General features: G+C 68.1%; 12 protein-coding genes and 3 pseudogenes. 9 read left to right on the top strand and 6 right to left on the bottom strand.

Going from position 1 to position 12,443, the window contains the following annotated elements:
• Nucleotides 1–54: 54 nt before the first annotated feature.
• Nucleotides 55–180: pseudogene (locus tag AB0G17_RS35820) on the bottom strand (IS5/IS1182 family transposase); the annotation flags it as partial.
• Nucleotides 181–262: 82 nt separating this feature from the next.
• Between AB0G17_RS35820 and AB0G17_RS35825 the strand changes: the two are divergent.
• The 4 genes from AB0G17_RS35825 (at nucleotide 263) to AB0G17_RS35840 (ending at nucleotide 2,772) form a co-directional block, all read left to right on the top strand.
• Nucleotides 263–559 (top strand): hypothetical protein, encoded by a 297-nt coding sequence (locus AB0G17_RS35825; RefSeq protein WP_361391959.1) that lies wholly within the window; start codon nucleotides 263–265, stop codon nucleotides 557–559.
• Nucleotides 560–971: 412 nt separating this feature from the next.
• A complete protein-coding gene (locus AB0G17_RS35830) occupies nucleotides 972–1,358 on the top strand; it encodes a hypothetical protein (protein ID WP_361391962.1) in 387 nt (128 codons plus the stop codon).
• Nucleotides 1,359–1,448: 90 nt separating this feature from the next.
• A complete protein-coding gene (locus AB0G17_RS35835) occupies nucleotides 1,449–2,276 on the top strand; it encodes a DUF4253 domain-containing protein (protein WP_328965665.1) in 828 nt (275 codons plus the stop codon).
• Between the two features lie 43 nt (nucleotides 2,277–2,319).
• Nucleotides 2,320–2,772, top strand: a complete 453-nt coding sequence (locus tag AB0G17_RS35840) for a hypothetical protein (protein WP_361391966.1) — start codon at nucleotides 2,320–2,322, stop codon at nucleotides 2,770–2,772.
• Here AB0G17_RS35840 and AB0G17_RS35845 read toward each other — a convergent pair.
• The gene (locus AB0G17_RS35845; protein WP_361391970.1) at nucleotides 2,754–3,152 is read right to left on the bottom strand and encodes a hypothetical protein; all 399 of its coding nucleotides are present in this window, start codon (nucleotides 3,150–3,152) and stop codon (nucleotides 2,754–2,756) included. The genes AB0G17_RS35840 and AB0G17_RS35845 overlap by 19 nt on opposite strands.
• Before the next feature lie 180 nt (nucleotides 3,153–3,332).
• On the opposite strand from AB0G17_RS35845, the gene AB0G17_RS35850 reads away from it, so the two are divergent.
• The 3 genes and pseudogenes from AB0G17_RS35850 to AB0G17_RS35860 all read left to right on the top strand — a co-directional run bounded on the left by AB0G17_RS35850 (nucleotide 3,333) and on the right by AB0G17_RS35860 (nucleotide 6,642).
• On the top strand, nucleotides 3,333–4,475 hold the full coding sequence (locus tag AB0G17_RS35850; protein ID WP_361391973.1) for a hypothetical protein: 1,143 nt from the start codon (nucleotides 3,333–3,335) through the stop codon (nucleotides 4,473–4,475).
• 449 nt (nucleotides 4,476–4,924) lie between these two features.
• Nucleotides 4,925–5,392 carry a hypothetical protein gene (locus tag AB0G17_RS35855; protein ID WP_361391976.1) on the top strand — a complete coding sequence of 156 codons (468 nt, stop codon included), beginning with the start codon at nucleotides 4,925–4,927 and terminating at the stop codon, nucleotides 5,390–5,392.
• Nucleotides 5,393–5,698: 306 nt separating this feature from the next.
• A pseudogene (locus AB0G17_RS35860) lies at nucleotides 5,699–6,642 on the top strand (IS5 family transposase).
• Nucleotides 6,643–6,851: 209 nt separating this feature from the next.
• Here the strand turns inward: AB0G17_RS35860 and AB0G17_RS35865 are convergent.
• Nucleotides 6,852–7,136 (bottom strand): hypothetical protein, encoded by a 285-nt coding sequence (locus tag AB0G17_RS35865; protein WP_361391979.1) that lies wholly within the window; start codon nucleotides 7,134–7,136, stop codon nucleotides 6,852–6,854.
• Between the two features lie 566 nt (nucleotides 7,137–7,702).
• Here AB0G17_RS35865 and AB0G17_RS35870 point away from each other — a divergent pair.
• Nucleotides 7,703–8,572, top strand: coding sequence for a hypothetical protein (locus AB0G17_RS35870; protein ID WP_361391982.1), 870 nt, complete (start codon nucleotides 7,703–7,705; stop codon nucleotides 8,570–8,572).
• Nucleotides 8,573–9,034: 462 nt separating this feature from the next.
• Here AB0G17_RS35870 and AB0G17_RS35875 read toward each other — a convergent pair whose 3' ends face one another.
• From AB0G17_RS35875 to AB0G17_RS35885, 3 genes and pseudogenes are all read right to left on the bottom strand, one after another.
• Nucleotides 9,035–10,042, bottom strand: coding sequence for a hypothetical protein (locus AB0G17_RS35875; RefSeq protein WP_361391988.1), 1,008 nt, complete (start codon nucleotides 10,040–10,042; stop codon nucleotides 9,035–9,037).
• 84 nt (nucleotides 10,043–10,126) lie between these two features.
• Nucleotides 10,127–10,483 (bottom strand): annotated as a pseudogene (locus tag AB0G17_RS35880) (helix-turn-helix transcriptional regulator); the annotation flags it as partial.
• Nucleotides 10,484–11,301: 818 nt separating this feature from the next.
• Nucleotides 11,302–11,652, bottom strand: coding sequence for a hypothetical protein (locus AB0G17_RS35885; protein WP_361391991.1), 351 nt, complete (start codon nucleotides 11,650–11,652; stop codon nucleotides 11,302–11,304).
• Between the two features lie 221 nt (nucleotides 11,653–11,873).
• On the opposite strand from AB0G17_RS35885, the gene AB0G17_RS35890 reads away from it, so the two are divergent.
• Complete coding sequence (locus AB0G17_RS35890) at nucleotides 11,874–12,101, top strand: hypothetical protein (RefSeq protein ID WP_361391984.1); 228 nt, start codon at nucleotides 11,874–11,876, stop codon at nucleotides 12,099–12,101.
• The last annotated feature ends 342 nt before the right edge of the window (nucleotides 12,102–12,443 follow it).

The raw sequence follows: 12,443 nt of genomic DNA on the forward strand, positions 1-12,443 counted from the left end.
TTCAATGGGCGATGCGGACGGGGAGACTCGGCCGCGCCGCTGCCGAGTACGGTCCTATGTGGTGAGTCGGAGGAGGCATTTGTAGCAGCACAGTGCGGCAGCGAGGCCGAGGAAGGCCAGGTAGTTGCGGGGTTGGCGTTCGTAGCGAGGGCTGAGTCTGCGGTAGCCGGCGCGCCACGAGGTCCGCGACCTGCTGGAGCGCATAGGACGCGACGATCGTCCCGTCACCCACGACGTCCTCGACGAACTGCCTCCGGGCAAAGTGCTGGCTCACCTGCGCAGTGTCCTGGTCGCGACCGGTGCTCTCCCGCCCCGCGACGAACGGCTCCTCGCCCTGGAGAAATGGATCGAGGAGACGATCCAGGGCCGCGTCGATCTCGCCGAGCGCCGGATCCTGCACGGCTATGCGGTCTGGCACCACATGCGCCGACTCCGACGACGTCTCGGCCACGACCACACAAATCGCCTCCAGGATCTGAACGTGCGCTGCCACGTCACCGCGGCCGACAGCTTCCTCACCTGGCTCAACCGCGAAGGGCTCACGCTGGGCACGACCTGAGCGGTCCCGCCGCCCGCGAGGCAGCCGCCCGGCTCGCCGACTTCCACCACCGCATCGGGTTCACCGGTTCCGTCGTCACCGACCGGGCCCGCCTGCGCCGCGTTCTGGCCCGCCACGACCCCGAGGTCTACCCCGGCACCTACGTCACCTGCGTCTTCAACCCGGACAAGGCACTGTGCCGACCCCGCTCCGCCCCCGGAGGCCGAGCGGGTCCAGTCCCGCACGAATGCCAACCGCTGGAATGCCGCAACGTTGCCCTGACCGCCGACAACACCAGCACCCTTGCCGCCGAGGCCGACCGCATCGACGACCGACTCCGCGCCCGCCCCGTCCTCCCACCGCTGCTGTACGCCGGCCTGACACGGCGCCGCAACGCGATCCATGCCTGTCTCACCGCCAACGGGACCGCCCAGTGACCGCCCACCGCAACCCACTTCCGAGCCGCACCGACGTCCACGCCGCCATCGACAACCTGACCTCCGAGGCCGGCCGACGCCCAAGCGTGCTGGCCCTCGCCACCCACCTCGGCCTCGCCAACACCACCTTCCGCCGCAACTACCCAGACATCTGTTCCGAGCTCGCCGCCATCGCGCGCACGCCAAGCGGCACGACCGCATCCGACGCCTACAGCAAGGTCCAGGCCAACAACGCCCGGCTGCGAAGGGACAACCGCGACCTCGCTGCAGAGCTCGAACTCGCCATCGCCGCCATCCAACGCCTGAGCATCGACAACGGCCTCCTGCGCGCCGCCCTTCACGATGCCCGCGCTGTCACCCCGCTGCCCCGCCGCCCCCGATGACCGACTCCGTCGCCACCAACCAGGTGCGCCAGCGAGCTGTCGTCCTGGGCCAGCTGAGGTCTGTCGGTGGGGGCCGTTACCTTCATCGTCATGACGACACGTTCCAAGCCGCTGACGGCGATGTTGACCGACCCCATGGGCGGAAGCCTGGGTCTTAGCCTGCCGCCGGGCTCACTCGTGACCGAGACCAACGATGGTCCTTGGCCTGAGCCGCTGCTCTGGGTGGCCGAAGGGGTGGCAGCGCCCGGTACGTGGGCCGAGTACGTGCCGGCCCGGGACGTGGGACTGCAGCCTGTACTTCTCCAGGACGAATCCGGTATCGAGGAGTGGTGGGACGGCGAGCTGGATCCCGGCATGATGTCGGACCCCGGCGGCCATCATGCCGAGGAGGTCCTCAAGGACTTTTGGGAGTCTGCAGCATCGGAAACCGAGGAGAACGAAGACGACGAGGACGCGGGCGAGACAATTGCCCCGTTCACCGGTAGCTGGCCTGGGCTTGCGCCGCCAGGGAGCACAGCGGCAGATCCGGACACTACTGCCGCGGACGTGGCCAAGGCTTTGGTCGGGCACTCGCTCAAGAGCCCTCGGCTGGCGTTGGTCCCGGTGGGCCGGGCTGCGGACATCCTCGCGGCAATTGGCTGGTCAGGGCCGGTCAACTACGAAAACGATGTGGCCCGGCTGTGTGCCGTTCTCCGTTCCTGGGAGGACCGTTTCGGCGTCCGGGTGGTTGCTCTGTCATACGCGCGGCTGGACCTGTCGGTAGCAGCCCCTCCGCAGACGCTGGATGAAGCTCTCGCGGTCGCCGCGGAGCACTTTGCGTTTTGCCCTGACAATATCTGGCAGGGGTACGAAAGCATCCGCGTCTACGCGGAGGAAGCTCTGGTGAGTAACCCCCACTGGACGTTCTGGTGGGACTGAAAGGCCGACCGGCGTCGGTTCGGCGGGCTGCCATCATGCTCAGATGGCCCACGACATAGTGTTCTTCCTCGCCGCCGACGACGAGACCGCTGCTGCGACGCGCCCGCGGGGACCTGGTCAGGCTTTTGAGTCAGTGACCTGCCGTTTCATTGAGCCGGACAGTGCCATCGCCGAGTGGGACATGTACTTCCAGGAGCCTTCGGCCGAGGCCCCACCGGTCGAACAGCTCCTTGGGTGGGCGTGGCCAGACTGGGTCACTGCCCCCTTGAACGACGGCGTCGAGGTGTTCGCTCTGCCACAGCGTTTGACCCGGGCGCTGGCCCACGCCAGCTCCGCCGAGTTGGAAGAGCTTGCAGGCCGCTGGACCACGCGCCTCCGATCCGAGGACGGAGACGACATGACCGGCGATGACCTGCTGGCAGTCCTGCAAGGCGTTGCCCGCCTCGCAGCGTCTGCGGTAAATACGGGTGGCGGCCTCTACAGCTGGAGCTTCTGACCGTCCCTCCGCGAGGGGCGCTCGTTCTTGACGCCGCTGCACGCCAGGAGCTCGGTCCCGGTCGCGTCGAAGTACAAGGTGAAGAACCAGGAGCGGTCTGCAGCGACGATGTTGCCCGTACGCAGTTGCTCGTCGCAGTGCCGAGCGCGGAGGATCTCAACGGTCTCGTCGAGGCCAAGGGTTGTCAGGCCGATCTTCAACGACCGCCTCAGCCTTGTCGCAGCGATGCCAAGGACCATCCACTGTGGCGGCTGTCCGTCGTAGAGCATGACCTCGCCGCCGGCGGCGATGGCATCGCGCGCTGCCTTGCAGGCACTGGTCTGATCTTTGAGCATCGCAGTGATGTCGCGCTGGCTTGGATTCTCGTCCTCGGTGGCCATGCGGCGACTGTAGAGACCGAACACAGGCGTTGCTACAGGATTCGGCGTGACCTGCGCGGGGCTTTGGGACAGCGGCGGTCGTGACAGGTAGCGCTGTAGACCGGCATGTCAACGATCAAGCAATTCGGCTCTGGCGCTGATCTTGTGACGGCCGCAGCCAGCAGACGTTAGGGATGCCCAGTGACGGTCGACGATGATGCGGGGATGACTGATCAGGGCTCCGCCGCAATTCCGGCGCTGGTGTTCGATGAAGAGCGGGTATCCGTGCTCGTCGGCTCGGCGATCGCCGGACCGTTCTTGGTGGGGGGCGCCAGCATCGTCGTAGGCCAGGCGGGGACGGTGATCACCCTGGAAGCGAGTGACGCACCCGCGAGGAGCGGTGTGTGGAGCGCTGAGGAGGTTCGCCTGATCGGGCCGGCATCGGCACCGGTCACGCAACGGCTGATGGGCTCGCCCGGCGGTGCGGGCGAAGGCTCGTTGCCGATCCACGTCGCGGTACGCGTCGGAGGCGAGGTTGTGTACCTGGGCACCGCCCGGGTGAGTCGGGCCAGCACCTCCGACGGCGTTCTCACCGATTGCGATCTGCACTTGGAGGCACCCTCGAGTGCAGAGCTCCTCAGCCGGGTGCGCCCACCGCTTCCACCTGCGCACTTGCCGGGCTTGGAGTGGCTCAGGGACGTGAACGGTGACCGTGCGGCATCTCTGGAGCAGTTTGTCTCCGGTTGGTATCCCACCGCAGGTGCCCACGAATCGCCCGTCATCGACTCTGCGTCAGGCTTGCCCGCTGGACTCAGGCAGCTGTACCGCCTCGCGGAGCGGCGGCCCGGTGCCCTCGGAATTCAGAACAGGATCCTGCCCGAGCCGGAACTGCACACCGACCCTCTCGGGGAGATGCTCGTCTTCGGCCTCGAGAACCAAGGAGGCTTCTTCTGGCCACTGCTGTGGACGCTTGAGGAACCCGAAACTGATCCGACCGTCTGGTTCCGTGAGTTCGACGAGGAGCCGATCGCCGAACAGGAACCGCTCAGCGGCTTCCTGATCCAGTTCACCCTCTTCGAGGCCTCCATGGGCGCCGACTACCTGGCCCTGCCCCGGGCACTCACGGCGCCACAGGTCCAGCAGCTCACCCAGGCGTTGCACCCTGTGCCGCTGCGTCCCTTCTGGCCCTGGGCGCCAACTCGCTTCTATGTGGCCCCCGGCCTCGTCGTGCGTGTCAGCAGTGAGGACGGGGAAACATTCGATGTCTGGGCCGGAGCCACCCGTCGAAGTGCCCTGGACCCGCTGGCCGACGTCGCCGTCGACTGGATGCGCTACGACGGCTGATTTTTGTAGGACGACTTGCTGCCCGTGCGCTTGCTCATAGGTCACCCCGGTGCAGGCGTCGTCCAGGTCCTTGTCGATGTGGAGCCGGAGGTAGGGGACGTCGCCGTGGGCGGGGTTCTCCGCGTTCGTGGCGTAGAAGGGCGGTCCGCGTGATGAGGCTGTCAGCGGGTCTGGAGCGCGGCCATCGCCGGGGCCGGGGTCCGCTCCTGAGTCGGCGTCGGTGTGTGCTTCCGCCGTGCCGGAGCCTTCGCGGAGCAGAAAGCGGGGTAACCATGTGTTCGGGACGGCGCGGCGCTCTCCTGCGGAGACCTGCGGGTTCGGTCGAACCGGACGGTCCCGTGTCCGGGAGCCCCCCGGGCGTGATGGTTCGTCCGGTCGGGGAGCCCCTGGCACGAGTTCGGTTTGGCTGTGTGGGAGAGGATGGGCCTCCGATCGGGAGAGGGTTTTGGATGTACGAGCTGCAAGCAGTGATCGCTGACGGGGAGACGCTGAGCGGTATGGCGCGGGACCTGCCTGCTGCTCGAATGGCGCCGATCGGCGAGGGTCTGTCGCTCATGCCCATGACGGATGCGCTGTTCGATTCCGTCGCAGACAGCAGTGGTGTGCACGCGTTGGGGTTCTGGCGGCTGCCAGGAGGGTTTGAGAGGGTCCTGGCTGACTGGTCGAGGAGTCGGCCGGTGGCTTACGTGGAGGCTGAGTACTTCGGTGGCGTAGGGGAGCAGCGGGCCGCCGTGTGGGACGGGGGCACCATCGTGCTGGGGCCGATCGAGGTGGCGGAGGGCCAGCCCTTCTCATCTGCCGGCAGCCCGATCTCTCAGGCGCTGGGACGGCTGGGTGTAGAGGCTGACGCCGGGCAGGACGAGTTCTCCGCTGTGGGATTGGGCCGGCATCGACGCAGCGAGGCGTGGATCGCCTGACGGGCGGCTTCGTAAATTCCCCGCGCCCGCGGGCAGTTCCTGGCGCCGGTCGCGGATTCGGCGCGTGAGGGCGAGTACGCCTGCGCTTCAGTCAGTCGGCAGGTCGCGCTGACGCCTGGCACGCGCTGCGACTGGCGGCGGCACCGTTTCCCGCCTGCCCCGGGCACGACCGGTTTCCGCTGCCCGGCAGCCCGATTTGACGGTGGGGCAGGGTATGGGCGGCGGCCTTCTAGGGCCTGTGTGACGTCGTGATCAATCTTGCCGATCGGGATCCGTCTGGACTGCGAATCCGGTAGGAAGACGGTCGTGACGCGCAGGCAACTCACCGACGAGCAGTGGCAGTTGATCGAGCCGTTCCTGCCGATAGGCGAGTACGGTCCATACCCTGAGCGGCTGCGTGAGCAGTTCGAGGGAGTGATCTGGCGGTTTCGCACCAGCAGTCAGTGGCGGGAGATGCCGGGCGAGTTCGGCCCGTGGCCGACGGTCTACGGCCGCTTCCGGGTCTGGAGGGACGCCGGCGTCTTCACCGCACTGCTGGAAGGCGTGATCGCTGAGGCCGCCCGCCAGGGGAAGACGGACTTGTCACTGGTCAGCGTGGACTCCACCACCGCCCGGGCCCACCACGACGCCGCTGGGATGTGCATCGGCAAGGAGGTCATGGACCCGCTTGAGGAAGCCGCCGCTGACCAGGAACGGGCCCGGCAAAAAGGGGCGGCCCGCCGGAACAGAACGGACAGGCCGGAAGCGACGTGCCCGGCCGGGAAGAGCGGCGGCACATCAGGCGACGGCGCAAGCTCCGTCTGAAGGAAGCCCTGCTCGGCAGGTCCCGTGGCGGGCTGACGAGCAAGATTCATCTCGCCGTGGACCGCAAGTGCCGTCCGCTGTCGTTCGTCCTGACCGCAGGACAGGCCGCCGACAGCCCGCAGTTCGTCCCCGTGCTGCAGAAGGTGCGGGTCCGTCTGCCGGTCGGCCGCCCCCGGACCCGGCCTGGGGCTGTCGCCGCGGACAAGGCCTACTCATCCCGCGCCAACCGCTCTTACCTGCGCAAACGCAACATCAAGGCCGTCATCCCGGAGAAGAAGGACCAGGCTGCCAACCGGAAGAGGAAAGGCAGCCGGGGCGGCCGGCCCACAGGTCACGATGCCGGCGTCGCGACTCGATACGACAAGACGCCCGAGAGCTACCTCGCCGGCCTCCACCTCCGCGCTTCAATGATCTGGATCAACGACCTGCTGAAAGCACCTGATTGATCACGACGTCACACAGGCCCTAGTGGATCTGCACCGTTTTAGGCTGGTTTCCTGTAGGTTCTCGCCGTCTGCTGCATGCGGCGGCGCTCTGGCCTGGGCTGCTTCGTCTTTGCGCAGCCGTGATGGCCGGTGCCAGTCTCACGGACGGTTGCACTTCCCAGGAGCGCTGCCGCACTGGCAGTAAGCTCGCTGGTTCGTCGCGCTGAGGGTTAGGCAGCGGCGCCGAGGTCTTTACGCATGGCATCCCAAAGTTCCTGGTACGCCCGGTCGTAGCGATGTCGCCCGGTCACGTACTCGTTGCTGTCCCTGCTGAATCCGTCAGTAACTATGTCCCGCAGGTCGCGGAGCCGTCGAAACGAATCGTCGGACTTCTCGACCACGTAGCGCGGCGCGCAGATCGACAGCTCGTATCGCAGACTTGTGCAGGCTTCGAATGGTTCCCACACTGCGCGCCTGCGCTGCTGAGGGTCGCGCTCTGGCTCGCGAACGGTCACGCGACAAGCGTGCCGAGCCGATGCGAGAGCAGAGAGGTAGGAGACGTAGAGCGAACGTCGGCTTTCGGTGTGCTGGTCGCCTCGTTCTCGTCTCCACCGGCGATGATCGAGGATTCCGGCCGATGCTGTCGCAATTCCACCGCCGACGATCGTGCTTGCCAGCGAGACCCATTCCACCGCCACCCCCGAGAGCTGAGCTTGGCGCTCCAGCGTGCTCCTGCTGCCCCCCGGCGTCGAGGTTCCCGTACCCCTGCTGCTCTGACCTGCGTGTCTCCGATGTGCAGTCGAGATGCAAAGCTTGCTGAGACTGTGCAGCGAAATTTGAGACCCTACATTTCCTGCTCAAGGGGGGCAGCCTGGAAGGTGTGGATGCCTCGGCCTGTCTGGTCCGGCGCGACCTCGTTTGGCCTGGTCACTTCTCTGAACTCTGACGCGTGCTCGGCTGGGGTCGGTCCAGGGCAGGGGGGCGTCGCTTTGCGCCGTGCGTGAGCAGAGAGGGCGTCGCGCGCATGCAGGACGCGGCCGGTCCTGCTGGGTTGTCAGTGGGTGTTGGCATGATCATCACCATGAATCGCACACGTACTACCCCGCCACGGCCGGTCGACATCGGCGCGGTCTTTCCCGCGCTGGCCCCGCTGGCCCGCCCGGCGATCCGGCTGCACCCGCGTCCCGGCGCTCCCACGGTGCACGACAGCTCGATCGGCGGGCCCCTGCTGTGGCCCGCACAGCAACCCTGGATGTACTGCCGCATCGGGCATGAATGGAGTAACCCCATGGTGCCCGTGGCCCAGCTGTACGCGCGGGACATACCCCTGCTGCGGCCGCCCGGGCGGACCGACCTGCTGCAGGTCCTGTGGTGCCCCTCGGAGCACGATCCCGACTCAAGTATTCCAATCGAGGTGTCCTGGCGGACCGCCGCGGATGTCACCGACGCGCTGGCCGCGCCGCCCGAGCCGTTCGACGCGGACGAGTACCTCTACATACCCAAGCCTTGCGTACTCGCGCCGGAACAGATCACCGAGTACCCCAATCTCGGGGAACTCCCCAAGGAGCTGAGAGAGCAGATCAAGGACCCAGCGCTCTGGCAGGCAGCGGGCATCGTGGTCGACGAGGCCGACCCACAGCAGCTTTATGACGACGCGCTGTCCCACGCCCCCGGCTGGAAGATCGGTGGCTGGTCCCGCTGGGGACTGACCGACCCCGTTCCGCGGTTCTGTGTGGCCTGCGGGACCGCGATGGTGCCTCTGCTGACCATCGCCTCGTCCGAATGGCAGCGCAACACCACGAGTTGGATCCCGTACGAGGACCAGGTCGCCGGCGCGCCCGACGACATCTGGTTCAATCCGCCCGGGATCACGGTGCTGGACGCCAACCGCCTGCAGTTGTACGCCTGCCCGGCGAACGGAGGCCACCCGCACACCAGCCTGGTCCAGTGAGGGGCTACCACTTCTTCCTCCACGCTGAATGATCACCCCTGCTGGGCCGCTCGCGGCGTCGGCAGACCGAGCAGGACAGGCCCCCCCGGATGCCGCCGAGTCGATCTGGCCAGTCTTGGCCTCGGCGCCGACGAGGCTGACTCGGAGCCCTTCGATCTCGCCGAGCCAGCCTTCCCGCTCGACCTCGGCGATCGGGTCGAGGAGTTGTCGCGGATCTCCACCAGCCGGCCGCGCTGGGCGGGGTCGGGGCGCAGGAGGGGGCATCGGCACAGGCGTGCTCGTGGTCCTACTTTGCCAATGAGGTCACCGTCATCGACGTCAAGCCCTCCGCCTGCGGCGCCGACCGCGTCGACCTCACGATGACGCTGTGGTGCGAGAACGCAGTGGCCGGAGCGGAACAAGAGCCGAAACAGTGCTGCATCCGAGCGATCCAGACCGCAGCCGGCGTGAGCACGGGCATAGTCACGCAGCCAGGATGTCGCGCAGATCCTCTACGGCAGGTTCCCGGTGATGACGGGCCGGGACCGCGTGGTACAGATCCCGTGCCCGCTGGTGTACGAGCCCCGTGCGGTAGGCGGCCGGCAGGCCGTCCAGTACCGCCACAGCGCGGCGGCACGCCTGCTCGGTGTCGCCGTCATGGTGGAGGCACATGGCCGCGTCAACGGCCAGCAGTGACCGGGTCATGGTGCTGGTGGGGGCGGAGAGCTCCAGGGCTCGCTGCTGGCTCTGTTGAGCGTGGCGGGTGTCGCCGAGTGCGGTGTAGGCGTGGGACAGGTGGACGTGGTGCTTTTGTTCCCCGTGGGTCAGCCACGTGTCTGCTTGTGCCGCGGCATCCAGTCGTCCCATGAGCTGGTCGGCGGCGGTGAGTGCGTGGCGGGCCTGTTCGGGCTGGTGTGAGAGCGCGTACGCGCGGGCAGCGACCGCGGCCGCCAGGGTGGCTGAGGCGGTCGGTCGGTTCCCAGCAGCTTGCCGTGCCTGTTCGGCAAGGCGTGCGGCGGCCTGCGGGGCGCCGTAGTTGAGGGGAACCATGGCCTCGCGTGCGAGGACCCAGGCGTGCAGCTGGCTGTCGCCGGACTCCTGCGCCGCCCTGGACGCCGTGGCGAACCACTTCCGGGCCTCTTTGCGGGCGCCGAGATCGTGCAGCACGATCGCGATCATTCCCGCCATCTGTCCCGCCGTGTGGCAGACCCGCACTCGGGTGGCGACCGGCTGCGGGGTGTCGAGGTAGGGGCGCAGTTCAGCGAAGTCGCTGACGAGGTCGGCCAGTACGCGGGTGGGCGCCTGGCCGTGATAGCCGTAGCCGTACGTCTCGGCGGCCGACTCGAGGTCGGCGAGGTCGGCGAGGTCGGTGGTGTCGGTGTCGGCGGCCAGGGCGAGGTCGACTGGCTGTCGAGTGTTGGTCAGGGTGGTCAGTGCGCTGGTGGTGAGGCCGGCGGCGAGCGCGCCGCGCAGGATCTGGCGGCGGTTCATCGGATCGTCTCCATCGTCGGACTCCGGGTGCGGTGTCAGGGAGCTGTGCTCCCAGGGTCGCGCAGCAAGTCCCAAAAGGGCACCAGGAATCCGAAGTCCGTCCGCAATACGCTCCACGGTGTCAAGGGCCGTCACCGTCGCCTCACCGCGGGCGACGCGGGAGACCCGCTCGGACTTCATGTCGCACGCCTCGGCTATCCGGTTGAAGGAAAGCCCGGCCTCGTGTGCCGCGGTGAAAACCGCGGTGAAGTCCCTGCGCTGGACAGCGCGCACGAAGGACGCGTCGTTCAGCAGGTGGAACGGGATCTGGGCTGGCGCCTGGAGTAATTCGTCCACAGGTCCCCCTTGGTCTTCGCAGCATGACGGAGTAGCAGCCCGGAGGGTACCCCCATGGTGGGGGCCCCATGGTGGGGTTAGCTGCACGGGCCGGGGCGGCTTCACTGACGCATGCCGTGGCCGCCGTCGAGCGGCCGTCGACTCTCGTGTTGGAGGAATCGCATGGTGTCCAAGTCTCAGGCCGCAGCCCGTACCGCGCAGGCCGTGAAGCGCTGTCGGGGTCAGCCGCCACGCGCTCGTACCACTGGCGGCCCAGGGCGATCACACCAGCCCCGTCCGATTGCCTGGAGGTACGCGGGCTGCCCCGGCGGGACGTCGTGCTGCGGATGTGGGCGGATGCCGACCTCCACGAGGGGCACACGGTGCTGGAGATCGGGACCGGGACCGGCTACTCGACCGCGCTCGCCTGCGAACGTGCGCGGTTATGGACATCGACACCTTCTGGAACGTCATTGAGGCCGCGCGGCTCCCTGGGCGAGGCGGTCCACGATCTCCGCGCCCCACGGATCTGCGATGGAGGCGGGGTCGATGAGCCTGCGCCGCCGGCCACCGCACTGTCCGTCGCGGAACAGCACGTCGCGCTCGATACCCGGTCGATGGAGAGCGCACGGCATTCGGGCCCTTCCCGGCACACACCGGTGGTCCTGGATGCGCAGGCAGGCCTGAGGCGGGGCCACCCGAAGGAGCCCGGCCTCTGGCGCACACTCAGTGGCTGGGCCGGGTGCGGGGACGTCCACCGCCCCGCGCTGATGCAGCGCCCGCCCAAGCCCGAGCGCTGATCCCCAAATGGGTCCGCGCCCGCGGTGGACATGGTGGGGGTGGTCATGAGGAGTCGCCGCCTTCCCCGGCCCCCCCGGCGGCGTGCTGGTGGGCCCGGCAGACGGTCGAGTCCACCGAGCGTGCCACACCCCCTACTTCCGCCCCTACACCAGCACCGACGTGACCGGCTGCGAGCTCGGCGGCGCGGTGAAGAAGATGAGCATGGCCTGCGCGTTGTGGCCCAGCCCCATGCCGGAGGCGATGCCGAAGGCGACGACTACCCGAGGGAGATCGCCGCCTCCAGTTCCTGCGACTGGCCGCTGCTCGCCCTGATGACCGCCCGGTTGCGCATGGTCCCCGGCCAGCTCCTGGTGGATGCCGGATGCGGCACCGGCGGCGTCGGCCTGTGGCTGGCCCGCGCCCTGAACGCTCGAAGAGGCGACCGCCGCCACCCGCCAGACCACCGAAGGCGTCACCGCCCTGCTGAACGGCAAGGTCACGCTGGAACAGGCCACGGCTCAACTCCGTGTCGTCGTCGTTCACCTGACGGGCCTGGACGTGATCGGGTTGCCGGTGTGGACGGCGATCCGCCCCGCCTCCCGAACGTTAACGACGTCGCAGGGGGCGGTGCTCGGCCTTTGCTGCTCGGTGAAAGTGAGCACCAGGGTGGCGTGTTCGGCGGAGTGGGCGCCTGGCACCTGAGTTTTGTCGGTGTTGCGGCCGGTGTGCAGGTTAGATGAGTGGGTGTGCGCCTTCACTGGTTCTGGACACCCTCGATGAGCACGCCGCCGCGTCCGCCCGCGCGTACGCGGCCGACCAGCGCGCGAAGGTCGACGTCCTCGCCTCGGTGCTGGAAGACATCGCGGAGAACGGCTACCCGGCCGCGGAGACGGGCGTGCTGTGGGAGGACGCCCGCGACGCCCACCTGGAGCGCCTTGCCGGTGAGCAGCCCCGTGTCGCCTGAGCACGCGCCGCGCCGGTCCCGGTGTAGACCCAGGGCCCACCCGCAAAAACCGACCGCGACCCGGAAAGGCACCGCACCTTCATCGGTCAGCTTTGCTCCCTCGTCCAGGAGAGCGCCGGGTACTGCACCGCGGCTGGTTGATGACACGCTCGCCCCTACACCCTGACCCGGGCTTCCTCACCAGCGCATGCCAAGCGCATCCATGTCGTTGCGTCGCTGCTGGTTGAGTTTGGTGGCGCGTCGCCTCGTGTTGTCGAGGAAGGTGCCGAGCTTGACCTCGACCGTGGTCTCCGCGGCCGTCTGGGGGCTGCCCGGGTTGTCGCGGGGATGGTCTCCGGTGTC

It is taken from the genome of Streptomyces sp. NPDC023838, assembly GCF_040639555.1.
Taxonomy (GTDB): domain Bacteria; phylum Actinomycetota; class Actinomycetes; order Streptomycetales; family Streptomycetaceae; genus Streptomyces.